9 protein-coding genes are annotated in these 16,028 nt (G+C 40.3%); 3 read left to right on the top strand and 6 right to left on the bottom strand.

Annotated features, from left to right (window positions below; translation table 11 throughout):
- Positions 1-65: 65 nt before the first annotated feature.
- From L2737_RS04680 to ettA, 6 genes are all read right to left on the bottom strand, one after another.
- Entirely contained in the window at positions 66-3,818 is a 3,753-nt protein-coding gene (locus tag L2737_RS04680) for an EAL domain-containing protein (protein ID WP_248955112.1), read from the bottom strand.
- A gap of 254 nt (positions 3,819-4,072) precedes the next feature.
- Positions 4,073-4,546 (bottom strand): LabA-like NYN domain-containing protein, encoded by a 474-nt coding sequence (locus tag L2737_RS04685; RefSeq protein WP_248954938.1) that lies wholly within the window; start codon positions 4,544-4,546, stop codon positions 4,073-4,075.
- Between the two features lie 79 nt (positions 4,547-4,625).
- On the bottom strand, positions 4,626-7,730 hold the full coding sequence (locus tag L2737_RS04690) for a multidrug efflux RND transporter permease subunit (RefSeq protein ID WP_248954939.1): 3,105 nt from the start codon (positions 7,728-7,730) through the stop codon (positions 4,626-4,628).
- Entirely contained in the window at positions 7,730-8,914 is a 1,185-nt protein-coding gene (locus L2737_RS04695; protein ID WP_283108259.1) for an efflux RND transporter periplasmic adaptor subunit, read from the bottom strand. The genes L2737_RS04690 and L2737_RS04695 overlap by 1 nt, the downstream gene beginning before the upstream one ends.
- 307 nt (positions 8,915-9,221) lie before the next feature.
- Positions 9,222-10,409: a hypothetical protein gene (locus L2737_RS04700; RefSeq protein WP_248954940.1), complete on the bottom strand. Its 1,188-nt coding sequence runs from the start codon at positions 10,407-10,409 to the stop codon at positions 9,222-9,224.
- 554 nt (positions 10,410-10,963) lie between these two features.
- On the bottom strand, positions 10,964-12,631 hold the full coding sequence (gene ettA, locus L2737_RS04705; RefSeq protein ID WP_102526936.1) for an energy-dependent translational throttle protein EttA: 1,668 nt from the start codon (positions 12,629-12,631) through the stop codon (positions 10,964-10,966).
- A 188-nt stretch (positions 12,632-12,819) separates the two neighbouring features.
- Between ettA and glyA the strand changes: the two genes are divergently transcribed.
- From glyA to ribD, 3 genes are all read left to right on the top strand, one after another.
- Positions 12,820-14,076: a serine hydroxymethyltransferase gene (gene glyA / locus L2737_RS04710; protein WP_102526938.1), complete on the top strand. Its 1,257-nt coding sequence runs from the start codon at positions 12,820-12,822 to the stop codon at positions 14,074-14,076.
- A gap of 240 nt (positions 14,077-14,316) precedes the next feature.
- Positions 14,317-14,766 carry a transcriptional regulator NrdR gene (gene nrdR / locus L2737_RS04715; RefSeq protein WP_102526939.1) on the top strand — a complete coding sequence of 150 codons (450 nt, stop codon included), beginning with the start codon at positions 14,317-14,319 and terminating at the stop codon, positions 14,764-14,766.
- Between the two features lie 56 nt (positions 14,767-14,822).
- Positions 14,823-15,968 (top strand): bifunctional diaminohydroxyphosphoribosylaminopyrimidine deaminase/5-amino-6-(5-phosphoribosylamino)uracil reductase RibD, encoded by a 1,146-nt coding sequence (gene ribD, locus L2737_RS04720; RefSeq protein ID WP_248954941.1) that lies wholly within the window; start codon positions 14,823-14,825, stop codon positions 15,966-15,968.
- Positions 15,969-16,028: the final 60 nt, after the last annotated feature.

Here is a 16,028-nt window from a genome sequence, read left to right on the forward strand (position 1 = left end):
AGGATTGTTGTCATTCAACCTCATCAGACCACAGCCGCGAGTTTAGGTGATTTAGTTTAGATGACTTAGTTAAGGCTGCGTCTATTGACGAGGATTTCGCTAGCTGTTGGCTCGGTTACCGCAGGGCTAAATAAATATCCCTGACCAGTCAGGCAGCCTAATTCAATAAGCTTGGCTCTTTGCAAGTCTGCTTCAATACCTTCTGCGACAATATTCATATTAAGCTCAATACCTAATTGAATGATATTTTTTAATACTATTTCAGTCGCTTGGTTGTCTAATAAATTTTTGAGAAAACCCTGATCAATTTTTAAGGTATCTATCGGGAAATGGGTAAGGTAATTTAATGATGAAAACCCTGTGCCAAAGTCATCTAAAGCAATTCGTACGTTGAGTTTCTTGAGTTGCTTAAGCACGACTTCAGCGGTGTCGAAGTTTTCAATCAATAAGGACTCGGTTATTTCTAATTCGAGTTTTTCAGCTGGAAACCCCGTTTGAGCTAAAATTTCGGCGATATGCTCACAAATATCAGGTTGAGAGAGTTGTATTGGCGATATATTGACTGAAATATTATCTTTTAATAATCCTTGTTGATGCCATTTTTGCCCATCCGTGCACGCTTGTAGAAGTACCCAATAGCCAATTTCAATAATTTGGCCATTGCTTTCAGCTTCAGGGATAAACTTCACTGGTGATATGAGCCCTTCCGTTGGGTGATACCATCTTAATAAAGCCTCAAACGAACAGACTTCACCATTAACCATATTGACCTTAGGTTGATAGTGAACTTGAAATTGCTTATTGATGAGAGCATTTTTTAATTGCTGCTTAATGGTGGTTTTTTCAAGTAGTGCTTGTGATAACGACTCATTGAAAAAATAAGCGCCATTGCGGCCAGCATGTTTAGCGGCGTACATGGCTGTGTCTGCATGTTTTAACAATGTTTTACAGTCAACGCCATCTTCAGGGAAGCAGGCGACCCCTATGCTTGCTGAGCTCGTTATCCAGTGTTCCTTTATTTGATAACCTGTATTAATGCTGGAGCGGATCTGCTCAATAATATTGATGAGTTTAGCTTGAGTGCCAGGATGTTGAATAATGATAGCAAATTCATCCCCGCCTAATCTTGCCAGTAAATCCTCTTCTTTAAGGGTGTTTGATAAACGTTTACTGACTTCAATAATCAACTCATCGCCAATATCATGGCCCATAGTATCATTCACTTCTTTAAAATAATCTAAGTCAATGAACACGACTGCCGCAGGTTTTTGTATATCATTGACTGTTAATTCGAGTTTGGCATTAAAACGAAAACGATTTGATAGGCCAGTTAAACTGTCAAAGTTGGCTCGATTACTGAGTTCGGTAATTTTTTGATAACGGGTATATAGATAAAGAATCGCGAGGAAAGCACAAATAATGATTAAGATAATAATGGCGTAGAACCACCAAGCTTGTTTGACCTTAAAATCAAACGAAGCGACATTTGGACTCCAGCGACCATCACTATTACTGCCTTGGGCAACAAAAGAATAGAGACCTGCATTAAGGTTGGTGTAAGTCGCTGAGGTATGACTGCCTGCATAGATCCATTCGTCATCAAAACCCAATAATCGATAACGATATTGATTCCTGTACGGGGCGGTAAAGTCCATTGATGCAAAGGAGAATTGGACAATATTTTGTTCATAGTCTAATTGAACATCACCGATTTTTTGGTTGCTGTTAGGGCCTAAAAACTGTTCATTGGCAATCAGCGCAGAAGTGATATGGACTTTGGGTTTGAAGCGATTACTTTTGATGGCTTTAGTGTTAATTTTATACAGGCCATTATTAGAGCCTAGGTATAAATTATCGTTTTTCATCGCTATCGCAGAATCAGTAAATGAGCTGCCTTTTTCGTTAGTCGCACTTGGGTACTGTGTTACTTCAAAGGTATCAATATTCATTTTGGCGAATTTGGATTGCGAAGTAACCCAGACAAAACCATCTCGATTACCGGTAACTCCTCTTAAGGTGTTGCTGGTAAACCCTTGCTCTTTATTGAAGTATTTAATTTCAACAGGATCTTGCCACATTTCTCCCATTTCGATACGTGCGAGACCCAACCCTTGGGTGGCAACCCAAATATGGTTATTTTCATCTTGATAAAGTTTAACGGTTCTTATGTTTTCTGTTTCTGAGCCAAGCGATAAATGCTTAACCTCGAAAGTCTCAGGATTCACTCTGTAAATGGCATTGGTTGTTGCTAACCATAATTCGCCATTATGGATAAATTGCTTATCAAAAGTGAAGTTGCCTCCTGCGGCATAAGAGAAATCATGTTCTGTCAGTAGTTGCTGTTTAATTCCTTCTTGAGGATTAAACAGGATTAGCCCCACATCTAAGTAACCCGTGATCCAAACATCGCCGTTATTATCAGGCAACGCCAAATAGAAAGGGCTATTAGGGAAGTCATGAGGATTATCTAGCGCGTTACTATAGTGGGTTAAGGTTTCATTAAGTGTATTAAATACCGACAAACCATTTGCACTGGCAATCCAGAGATTTTCTTTATCGTCTTTAATTGCACTGTATGGCGACGAAATTGATGCGTCTTCAATTGGGTTTAATTTTATCGCTTCTGTTTTATCGCTGATGAGATTTATTTTTTCTGATGTTGTTACCCAGACATCTTTGCTTTTATCGGTATTAATCCAATAAGTGAAAGGGCTAGATAATTCAGGTGAAAATGGGTGGGGTCTAAAAATTCGAGTGCCATGCTTAAACGGGGAGTAGTACGATGCCCCCATTGCTGTGGCGAACCAAATGCCGCCTGATTGATCAATCTGCAATTCACCGACAATATTATCTGCAATAGAACTAGGGTTATAGGCTTGATGTTGTAGGTGGGTATAGCTCATTGTGTCTAATGTGACTTTTGTAGCGCCTTTGTCATGGGCTAGCCAAAGGGTATTGTCATTTTCAAGGGTGAGGTCATATATCGTATTTGATATAATTTGATCGATAGAAGGGTTATTTTCATCGATTACATAGGCAACCACTTCCATGGTTTTGGGGTTGAAATCGATTAAACCTTGTTGATAAGTTCCTAACCAAACTTGCTCGTCAGATATCACTTCAACGGCATTGATTGATCCTGTCATAATCTTATTGGTATCAGGATCTGAAGATGTGACTATATCTAACCGCTGGGTGTCCATGTTGACTGTCGTGAGTCCATAGTCTGTAGCAACCCACAGTGTATCTTTGTAATCACTAAAAATACTGTAAATGGAAGTATCGTATTGCTGACCATCTTCGTCAAAAAGTGAAAAACCTGTGAAGGTGTTTGTTTGCGAATTATATAAACTAATTCCTGCACCTGTACCTATCCAGATATTGTCATGCTTATCTTCATATATTCGCGTTACCCAACTAGATCCAAGATTATTTTGACTGGTCTGCATATTGTGCAAAACCATTTCATTAGTAGGTGTTAGCTGATTGAGTCCATCTTCAGTACCGATCCAAATATTGCCGGCTTTATCTTCATAAATATCGGTGACATAGTTGTTTGAAATGTGATTCTTTTCATTAGGCGAAAACTGAAAATGAGTGAAGTTGATACCATCGTATCGGCTTGCACCACTGTCAGTGCCAAACCACATATAACCGCTTTGTTGTTGGTGAATAGTAGTAATACTAGAGGAAAGTAAGCCATCACTTACATTGAGGGTTTCAAGCTGGAATTGCTCAGCGTAGGCTAGTGAAAATATGCCGAAATTGACACAAATAGCAATGATAAAGCTATGTAGGGTGCTTGCCCGTAGAAACATCAACTTCTCTGCTATTTAGGGTGATTACTATTACGTAATTGTTACATAAAAAAATGCTCTATGGAATCCTGTATAGCAGATGAGTTTGTTCGAACTCGCTTTGTTAACGTGATGTTAATATCTGATTTTAAAAGAAATATTTTATAGTTAAATTTTTAATGATGATTTAAATACTATTCAATAGCTTAAGCAATATATCTTCAATGTTTGGACTCATATCATGCAAATTAAACCTGAAATTAACTAACAGAAAACTAGAGCAATAAGTTTGATTCGATAGGGATATGACTGCCTATCACATCCAGCAATGATTTCGCTGTAAGAGCAGCGACACTGATCACCTGTGTATCGCAAGCATATTTCTGCGCTACCTTTGCCATCAATAAATCAAAGTCACCGTCACCTGAAAGCAGAATGACCTTATCAACGTGCTCAGCATAATCTAAAACGTCGATGGTTATCCCGACATCCCAATCGCCTTTTGCACTGCCGTCACTGCGTTGAATATAAGGTTTAAGTTTAACCTCAAAACCAATGTGCCTCAGTGCATCTTGAAATTTGACTTGGCCATCATCTGCTGGGGCGATGGCATAAGCAAAAGCATGCTCTACTTGAGCTTGTTGGCTCAGCATTTTAAAAAGCGCACGATAATTAAACGAGCGACCATAAGCCTGTTTACAGGTGTAATAGATGTTTTGTACATCAACAAATACCGCGATTTTTTCCATTATTACACCTGTTATTCCGTTATAAATGCTGACTAGTCAGGGATTGCTCGGATGTCGTCGGTAGCAAACCAAAAATTCACTACGTGCTTTTTTGCTTTTGAAGTTCAATAGCATCATTGAGTTGTTGTTCAACAAACCCTGGAGAGTGAGTCGCACCAGATATCAATCGATACATGGCAGGGATCACTAATAAGGTCACTAGAGTAGCAAATGCCATTCCAAAGAACACTACTGTACCGACTGCAATTCGACTTTCTGACCCTGCACCTGTTGACATAATCAATGGGATTGCACCAATAAGGGTGGTAAATGCGGTCATTAGAATAGGTCTTAAACGTCTAGCTGAAGCATCAATAATAGCTTGCTCTAATTCAAGACCTTTGTCTCTAAGCTGGTTGGCAAACTCAACAATCAAGATACCATTCTTAGTCACCATACCAATCAACATAATCATGCCGATTTGGCTGTAAATATTAAGGCCTTGTCCAGTTAGGTATAAGCCTAAGAATCCACCAAATATTCCCATTGGTACGGTAAACATAACCACTAATGGGTTAATAAAGCTCTCAAATTGCGCAGCAAGAACTAAATAAGCGACTAACAAGGCTAAGCCGAATACAATAAAGATGCTGCTTTGGTTTTCTTTAAAGTCTTTTGATTCACCGGTATATGACACTGTGATATCACTTGGCAGCATTTCAATGGCTTTAGCGTCAAGAAAATCTAATGCTTCACCTAAAGTATGTCCAGCGCCCAAGTTTGCTTTTAGAGTGATCGATTTTTGCTTATTAAGATGACTTAATTTTTGTGCTGAAGCGACTTCGTCAATTTGAGTAATGGTATCTAAGGTGATCAGCTGGCCTGTTGCTGTGCGCATATATATCTGACTTAAATCAGCGACGCTGTTAAAACTGTTTTCATCACCGCGAAGATAAACATCATATTCTTCACCACGCTCAATAAAGGTCGTTTCACTGCGGCCACCTAGCATGATTTCCAAGGTGTCAGATACCTCTGTAACACTGACGCCAAGCTCTGCTGCACGTTCACGATCAACGGTGACCAATAACTCAGGTGTTGTTTCTGCATAGTCAAGATCTGCACCTTCTAATATTGGGCTTAAGTCGGCCTCAAGTTGCAGTTTTTGTGCCCAGTCAAATAGTTCGTTGTAGTCAGAACCACCTAAAACAAATTGAACTGGCTCGCTAGATTTACCTCTAAAACCAGGCAGCATAGGGCGAACCATCACATCGGGAATGCCTTCAAGAGACTTAGCTACAATACCGAGTGCCTGTTGGGCATTGATAGAGCGATCTTTCCATTCTTCTAATTGAATAATGACAAAGCCCGTTTGGTCACCAGCACGACCACCAAAAGCGGGCGCCTGAGTACTGAATGACTTAATAAGACCATTACCCAGCATCGGCATTAATCTTTGCTCTACAATGTCCATATTGGCAGCCATGCGATTATAACTGGTGCCTTCAGCGCCTTTGATGAAGGCAAAAATCACTCCACGGTCTTCTTGTGGGGCAAGTTGAGCTGGAACTTGATTCAATAACCAGCCACTACCTACAAGACAGGCAATAATCACAACAGGCGCCGCGAAACGGTATTGAACTGCCTTTGAAACGATAGCGCGGTATTGCTGCTCAAGCTTATCAAATACTCCATCAACCCAAAGGTTAAAACGGTTAGGTTTAACATTGGCTTTAAGTAATTTACTGCCAAGTACAGGGGTTAAGGTGAGGGCGATAAGCGAGGAAAATAGCACTGATACGGCCAGCATTACCGAAAACTCAGTAAATAGTAACCCGACCATGCCCTCCATAAAGGAAATAGGTAGAAATACCATTACTAGTACAGCAGTGGTTGCCATGACTGCGAACCCAACTTCGCGCGCGCCTTTGTAGGCAGCTAAAATTGGCGGTTCGCCTTTTTCAATATGATGGAAAATATTCTCGACGACGACGATGGCGTCATCTACGACTAAACCAATGGATAATATTAAGGCCATTAAGGTTAATAAGTTAATAGAAAAACCGAAGGTATTTGCCGCGATAAAAGCTGAAATAAGTGACACTGGCACTGTTACAGCTGGGATTAAGGTCGCACGTACTTGGCCAATGAAAATATATAACACTAAAATCACTAAAATGGCGGTGATAATAAGCGTGTTATAAACTTCATCAATTGAGCGAGAGATAAAAATGGTGGAGTCGTAATCGACAACTAAAGCTGTGCCATCAGGTAAAAAGTCTTGGATTCTATCCACTTCTTTATGGACTAATTTGGCTACATCAAGCGGGTTAGCATCAGACTGAGCAATAATGCCTAAACTGATGTTAGTGACACCATCACTTTTAAACGTTGAGTTTTCGTTCTCTGCACCAATAAATACATCTGCAACATCTTTTAAGTAAATAGGCGTACCGTCACCGGCAGTGCGAACCACTAAATATTCAAAATCGTCTGGGCTGTTATAAAGCCTTGCCGTTCTTACTGTCATTACAGTGGTGTCGTTACGTACTTCACCACCTGGGGTTTCTACGTTTTCAGTATTAAGTGCTGAGACGATATCATTGGCCGAAACATTACGACCCGCCATTAGCTCAGGTTTTAGCTGTACGTACATAACTTTGTATAAGCCACCTGATAATGAAATTGAGCTCACACCTGTAATTAAATTAAAGCGATCTTCTAGTACTCGCTGTGAGTAATCCGTCAGCTGAGTTCTATCCATGGTGGATGAACTCAAGTTGACGTAAATAGACGGCTCCCCTGAGCCATTATCTTTTGATACGACAGGATCGTCTGCTTCATCAGGTAATCGGCGTTGAGCGCGCGCAACAGCGTCACGTACATCACTGACGCCTTCAGTTAAATCCCAGCCTAATAAAAAGGTCACTGTAATACGTGACATACCGTTGCGGGTGACAGATTCAATTTCATCAACGCCACTGATACCGGTAAGTTCATCCTCAATGGTAGTGGTGATCTGGCTTTCCATAATCGTTGCCGAAGCACCGCTATATGTGGTCATGACTGTAACGACAGGGCTTTCGACATCTGGCATTTCTCTCACTGATAATTTTGACAGTGAAACAAGGCCAAATACCCCTAATAGCAAACTCAGAACAATCGCAACAACAGGGCGTTTAACTGACACATCAGAAAGCCACATTAACTTTTCTCCTGTTGAACTTCAGCTGTTGGGTTACTCAAAGATCCTAAGATTGATCCATTTTCTGGATGCATGTCTGAATCAACAATTGAATCATCTTCTTCATGGGCTAGCTTTTCCGCAGTACCTTGTTGCTCTAATACGTCTACTGAGACGCCATCACGCATATTAACTAAACCTTGAACGACAACAATATCACCGACGCTTAACCCTTCAGAGATCAGGACTTCATTATCAATACGGGCGCCGAGATTGACTTCAGTGCGCTTAGCAATGTTTTGGCTATCAACAAGATACACAAATCTTTTGGTGCCAGAGTATTCAATGGCTTGAACTGGGATGACAGGTTCAGAAACCGCAGGGAAGCTAAGCGTGGCGGCCATCATCATGCCTGGTTTTAACTTGTTATCTGGATTAGCAAATTCTACTCGCACACGTAAGTTTAAGGTGTCTTGATTAATACGCGAATCAATTGCGACTATTTCACCGTTAAACTCATGAGATGGCCATGCACGGCTTTGTGCTGACACTTTCATACCATTAGATAATAATGATAAGTAATGCTCAGGAACTTGTAAGTCGAGTCTCATGGTTGAAAGGTTGTCAAAAGACAGTAATTCGGTACCGACAGAAATCATCTTGCCAACGCTAAAATCGATTAAGCCTGCAGAGCCTGAAAATGGGGCATTAAGTGAGTGGTAATCTAAATCAGCTTGGGCTGCAGCCAATCTTGCCGCAGCAATATCAACACTGGCACGTTGAGCATCAATTTCGGTTTGAGTAATGGCATTGCTTGAAATGAGTTTAAGGAATTCCTTTAACTTTCTTTTTTCATCAGCAAGATAAGCGGCAGCTTCAGCTGTTGCTGCTTTGGCTTTTGAATCGTCTAGCTGAACCATCACTTGTCCAGCTTGAATGTCTTGATCGGGTTTTATCAAAATGTCACTAATTTTTCCGGCAACTTGAGAAGAAATAAAAACAGATTGTTCAGCATCAAGTTTGCCAATTAACGACAGTGATTGTGATAGTTCATGTTGATCGACAATACCTGTCACAACAGGAATAGTTTTTTGGGCTTTTCCCTTTGCATGAGGCTTGGCTTTATCTGCTTGAGATAAACCACTAAAAGACACAACAGCAGCGATAAGACTGCTTACTATGATAAGAAATGCCAGTTTTTTCATTTTTTGACTCTAAGAAAGATCAACAGACCGATTGCTGAATTAGGGTCTATTTTAATGAAAAAAAGTCATATAAGGGTAAAGGAATGTAAAGCTAAACATATAAGATTGTAAGGAAACATGCTGATAACATAAGTGTTTATCAAAATGATCTTAAATGTTGTTTGCCGATCTTACTTGTTACCAAAGATATACAGTTGAATCTTTTTGTTAGTCAATAAGTCGTGTTTGAAAGGTATTGGGTAATTTATTCTGTTCCAATAAAAAAGCCACCTTTTAGATAAGGTGGCTTGATGCTAGTAACTGGTTTTTACAGTTTCTCAGAAGACGTTGAATCAAAGCTTTTATTTTGCTCTGTCGTTGTTGGTTCAATTCCCATGAAGTATTCATACCCTTTGTCTTGTAGGGTTTTCTTAGGTTTATTTACAGTAGCGTTAGCTTGATTGTTAACTAAGCTAGGCTGCTTTGGCTTCATCTTCATGGTTTGCTTTTTATGCTCGTTATCCGGCAAAGTAACCATGTCACTATTATGAGAATTGCTATTAAAGTTATAGCTAAACACACCGTTGCCCTGAATAAACTCAACACTGGATTTATCTTCAGAATGATAAGACGCTAAAATACCATGTTGGCCTAATGGCACTTCATGAAACAGTTCACGACCAGTACCAATTTTAACCCCATCTATAAACCAATCGGCTGCAACATTACTGACCAAGGTTATCATGGCAGATTTGAGCCCAAGTTGTTCATTGATTAATGAGTCGATTTTACTGTTATAAGATGGTTTGAATGCCATTTTAATTTTGTAATTTAAATTGCCACTCATATTCATGCTGGCATCAACAACATCGTAGGACAACAGCACACTTCGTTCATTTAAAAACGGGTCGGTTTTAATTGTATTGGTCACAATGTAGTTTTCTGAGTCTTTTAAGCAATCATTAATAGATTGAAACTTAGAACATAAAGTTGAACCATCTAAATCGACAGATTGCACAGTATCTGGCTTAGAGACATCTGCAATAACACGTTTGGTTATTTCACTTTTGAGTGCGGCTAGCTGTTCGTCTTTATTAGTACGAGTACTGTTGATGATATCGTACTCAGCCATGATTGATTTGTACTCTCGTTTTAGAGACTTGCCATCAATATCATACTTAGTTTCAAGTTGATCGACTTTAAGGACTAAAGTTTCGAGCTCTTTATAAAAGGAATCGAGATTAGCGCGAGATAAAACTCTTGTTGGCAATTTAGAAACTAAATGCTCATATTCTGTTTGCTTACTCTTAATTTCAACGCTCAATGCATGATAATCAGATTCTTTCTTCTTATGAGTCGATAATTTATCGTTCGCAGAAATAAGTAAACTATCAATATTATACTTTTGCTCAATTTCTTGAAGTTTTTGCGTCTCACTACTAGAAATGATCTCTAAACCAAATGAGCTACTTGCATAAAAACATAATAAAATAAAAGTAATTTGACTATATCTCACTGATTCCTCCATTTTTAATTGATTTTTTGGTGTATAGCTTACGCTATAACAATTGGTCAACAGTTAGGTGATCCGTCAATAATTTTATAGTACTTAAGTTAATTTGTCTTTACAAATAGATTGTGGATTTTTGACGCTTTTTTACAACCCCCTCAAACTGTTTAGCAAGATGAATCAGTTACCGCACTCGCTTGATGCTGGTCGTTACCTTTTAATGTTACTTAAGTAACTATTAATGTTGATTATATTTTATTTTTATCATACAAGATGAGAATAGTTTATAGCTTGAGCATGATAGGAGTGAGTTCAAGGTCTAAAACATGAGGTTAATGAGTGGTTGCAGCTAAAATGTTAACTTAACGCCAAAAGTCATTTTTATGACATTGCCTTATTTGAACTTATATTTTTAGCCGCTACAGCCTGATTTTTGTGCTAAACATAGAAAAGCCCCAGTTTAACAATACCTCGAGTGAGAGAGCATTATTACATGGGGCTTTAATATCGTATGAACAACTCAATTTACAACAATTAAATTGCACACTTTTTGTGATGCCTTATTTAGCGATGCGCTTGTACTTCAGGCGATGAGGCTCAATGGCTTCGGTACCTAAGTGTTCTTTTAACCAAGCTGTATATTCAGTGTAGTTACCTTCATAGAAGTTAACTTGTCCTTCATCGCGGTAATCAAGAATATGGGTTGCGATTCTGTCTAAGAACCAACGGTCATGTGAAATAACCATGGCACAACCAGGGAACTCTAAAAGGGCTTCTTCTAATGCACGCAGTGTTTCAACGTCCAAGTCATTGGTTGGTTCATCGAGTAATAATACGTTGCCGCCAGCTTGCAGTAATTTAGCAAGATGGACACGATTACGCTCACCGCCTGATAAAGTGCCAATGATTTTTTGTTGATCGCCGCCGCGGAAATTAAAGCGACCTACGTATGCACGACTCGGGATCTCAGTATTGTTGATACGCATGATATCTTGACCGTCTGAAATCTCTTGCCAAACCGTGTTCTTATCATTCATTGAATCACGGAACTGTTCAACTGAGGCTATTTGCACTGATTCGCCGACTTCAATGCTGCCGCTATCCGGTTGCTCTGCGCCTGAAATCATCTTGAATAGTGTCGATTTACCTGCACCGTTGGCGCCGATGATACCGACAATCGCGCCTTTTGGAACAGCGAAAGTTAAGTCATCAATCAATACTCGGTCACCATATGATTTGGTCAGGTTATTTACTTCAATAACCTTATCACCTAAACGTGGCCCAGGTGGAATGAATAACTCATTGGTTTCGTTTCGCTTTTGGTAATCATTGGTGTTCAATTCTTCAAAGCGAGCCATACGGGCTTTGCCTTTTGATTGACGACCTTTTGAACCTTGGCGTACCCATTCTAATTCTTTTTGAATGGTTTTTTGGCGAGCACTTTCTGTGGAAGATTCTTGCTGTAGACGAGCATCTTTTTGCTCTAACCAAGATGAGTAGTTACCCTCCCAAGGAATACCTTCACCACGGTCGAGTTCTAAAATCCAACCTGCAGCATTATCCAAGAAATATCTATCATGGGTAATAGCCACAACGGTGCCAGTATAGTCTTGTAAGAAACGTTCAAGCCAAGCGACTGATTCAGCATCCAAGTGGTTGGTTGGTTCATCGAGTAACAACATGTCTGGCTTTTCAAGCAGTAAGCGACAAATCGCGACACGGCGACGTTCACCACCCGAAAGTACTTCGATTTTTTCATCCCAATCAGGCAGACGCAGTGCATTGGCTGCTCTATCTAATACCACATCAAGATTATGAGCATCTTGAGATTGAATAATTGCTTCAAGCTGCCCTTGCTCTTTTGCAAGCGCATCAAAATCGGCATCTGGTTCAGCATAAAGTGCATACACTTCATCTAAACGTGTAAGGGCATTTTTAGCTTCGCTTACGGCTTCTTCGATAGCCTCACGGACGGTTTGAGATTCATCCAGCTTAGGTTCTTGAGGAAGGTAGCCGATTTTTAAATCTTGCATCGGGCGAGCTTCACCTTCGATTTCAGTATCTAACCCTGCCATGATTCTAAGCAGAGTAGATTTACCTGAACCGTTTAAACCCAGTACACCAATCTTGGCGCCAGGAAAAAAACTAAGGGAAATATCTTTAAGGATTTGTTTCTTAGGCGGAACAATCTTTCCTACCCGCAGCATACTATAGACAAATTGAGCCATTTTTAAGGTTCTTTGGTGACCAATGATGATGATAATTCTACTTTATTTTTCGGTGAACTCAAATTTTGGATTAATTTAAATAATGGTATCGAGTAAAGAAATTCATGTTGTAAATACTGGGATTGTGACGCAGAGCAGAGTAGAATACCGCGAAACCCTACTATAAGAATTAACAGCTGGAGTGAGCAATGCTAAAGAAAGCTATGAATATCGCAGATTATGATCCACAACTATTTGCAGCAATTGAAGATGAGACTCGTCGCCAAGAAGAGCACATTGAATTAATCGCATCAGAAAACTATACCAGCCCACGTGTTCTTGAAGCTCAAGGTTCACAGCTAACTAACAAGTATGCAGAAGGTTACCCTGGTAAGCGTTATTACGGTGGTTGTGAGCATGTGGATATTGCTGAAGAGTTAGCTATTTCTCGTGCAAAAGAATTATTCGGCGCTACATACGCTAACGTACAACCACATTCTGGTTCTCAAGCAAACTCAGCTGTTTTCATGGCACTGCTTCAAGGCGGTGATACTGTTTTAGGTATGAGTTTAGCCCATGGCGGTCACTTGACTCATGGTTCCCACGTTAGCTTTTCTGGCAAGTTATATAATGCTGTTCAGTACGGTATCGATGAAACCACAGGTAAGATTGATTACGCTGAAGTTGAACGTTTAGCCGTTGAACATAAACCAAAAATGATCATTGCTGGTTTTTCTGCTTACTCAGGGATTATCGATTGGGGTAAATTCCGCGAAATCGCTGACAAAGTAGGTGCTTACTTATTTGTCGATATGGCGCACGTTGCTGGTCTTGTTGCTGCAGGTATCTACCCGAATCCACTGCCACACGCTCACGTTGTTACAACGACAACTCATAAAACGCTTGCTGGTCCTCGTGGTGGTTTGATCCTTTCAGCTGTGAATGATGAAGACATTTACAAAAAGTTAAATTCGGCAGTATTCCCTGGTGGCCAAGGTGGTCCTTTAATGCACGTTATTGCTGCTAAAGCGGTTGCATTTAAAGAGGCACTAGATCCTGAGTTCACCACTTACCAAGAGCAAGTTGTTGCGAATGCTAAAGTGATGGCAAAAACCTTCATTGAGCGTGGTTATGATGTTGTTTCTGGTGGTACAGACAACCACTTATTCTTGCTAGATCTAATCAGCAAAGATATGACAGGTAAAGATGCCGATGCTGCGCTAGGTAAAGCTAACATCACTGTTAACAAAAACTCAGTACCAAATGACCCACGTTCACCATTTGTTACTTCTGGTTTACGTATTGGTTCTCCAGCAATCACCCGTCGTGGTTTTACTGAAACTGAATCTGTTGAGCTGACTAACTGGATGTGTGATGTGTTAGATGACATCACTAATGAAGGTACAATCGAGCGCGTTAAAAACCAAGTGCTTGAGTTATGTGCCAAGTATCCTGTTTACGGGTAATACTGTTTACAGGCGGTGCTGTTAACAGGAGTACTGCTGCATTTTTGTCTAGCAAAGATGCTTGTATGTTGTTTAATAATATTAGCAAGCATTTCAACATCAGCTTAGACATATCATCCATATGAACTAAGTAGGATAATCTTAATGATAAGGTTAACCTTATAAAGTAAATAGGATAAACTTTAATGGCTGTAAGTACTTTGTGCTTACGGCCATTTTATTTTTATTTCAGGAGCGAATATGCATTGCCCATTTTGTAGCGCGACAGATACCAAAGTGATTGATTCTCGTCTTGTGGCTGATGGCCATCAAGTCCGTCGTCGTCGGGAATGTACATTGTGCCATGAACGCTTTACCACCTTTGAAGGTGCAGAATTAGTCATGCCACGGGTCATTAAACAAGATGGCACCCGTCAACCGTTTGATGAAGATAAGCTACGTGGCGGTATGCTGCGTGCGGTTGAAAAACGTCCGGTATCGATTGATCAAATTGAACAAGCACTATCTAAGATTAAATCTACCTTACGTGGTACAGGTGAGCGCGAGATTGACTCTGCAATGATTGGCAACCTGATGATGGAACAATTGATGGTATTAGATAAAGTAGCGTACATACGTTTTGCGTCTGTTTATCGCGCCTTTGAAGACGTTTCACAGTTTGGCGAAGCCATCGCTAAATTACAAAAGTAATTCCTGTTTCCATTTTTTATACCGCAGAGGCCATTTGCTGCGGCTATTTCAAGTAGGTGTCTATGTCTCAGTGGTCAGTAGTTGATGTTGAAATGATGAGCCTTGCCATTTCATTGGCAGAGAAAGGGCGCTATACCACGCGTCCAAATCCAAATGTTGGCTGTGTCATTGCTGTAAACGATCACATTATTGGTCAGGGGTACCATATTAAAGCGGGTGGCCCACATGCTGAAATTCATGCGCTTCAAGATGTACAGACGAAGCAAAATCAAACAAAACTATCATCGGCTACTGCTTATGTCACCCTTGAACCGTGCAGTCATTATGGCCGAACACCGCCCTGTGCTTTAGCCTTAATCGAGGCAGGGGTTAAACGGGTTGTGATTGCTGAAGTGGATGCGAACCCACAAGTGGCTGGCAATGGAATCCGTTTATTAAAAGAAGCGGGCATTCAAGTCGACATAGGTTTGCTAACTGAGCAAGCTAAGCTATTAAACTTAGGCTTCACCAAGAAAATGACCACGGGTCTGCCTAGAGTTACGATTAAACTGGCAGCCAGTATTGATGGTAAAACAGCGCTTTCAAATGGTGTTTCCAAATGGATCACTGGACCTGATGCGCGCGCTGATGTTCAAAAGCTTCGCGCTCGTCATTGTGCCTTAGTGACAGGCGTTGAAACGGTATTGGCTGATGACCCCTCATTGAATGTGCGTTATGAACAACTTGGCAGCTTGAAAAACTCAGTTTCGGCCGCAGATCTACAACAACCTCTTAGGGTGATTTTAGATAGCCGCGCAAGGCTAACAAGTGAATTCAAATTATTTGATATCCCATCGCCTATCCTGTTGGTTTCTTGTGTCGACTATGCCGCAGAAGTAAGAGAAAAATTTAACAATCATGTTAGTTGTATCACTATTGCCGCAAATGAAGATGGACGCGTTGATTTACATGCGTTATTTACTTACTTAGGTAAACAATGCAACTCAGTTTTGATTGAATCAGGCGCATCCCTTGCGGGTAGCGTGTTAGATGCAAAGCTTGCTGATGAACTCTACCTTTATCAAGCAATGAAAATTTTAGGTAGTCACGGGCGTAATTTATTACAACTGAATGACTATCAAAGTATGGAACAAATTCCTGAGCTACAATTAGTCGATTCGCGCCGCATAGGTGCAGATCAACGTATGATATTTAGTCTCTAGCAGAATCAACTTGCTTAAATAGGCTGTAATTGCTGGCATGAGCAAGCACTGGCCAAGTTG

It is taken from the genome of Shewanella electrodiphila (assembly GCF_023283985.1).
Taxonomy (GTDB): domain Bacteria; phylum Pseudomonadota; class Gammaproteobacteria; order Enterobacterales; family Shewanellaceae; genus Shewanella; species Shewanella electrodiphila.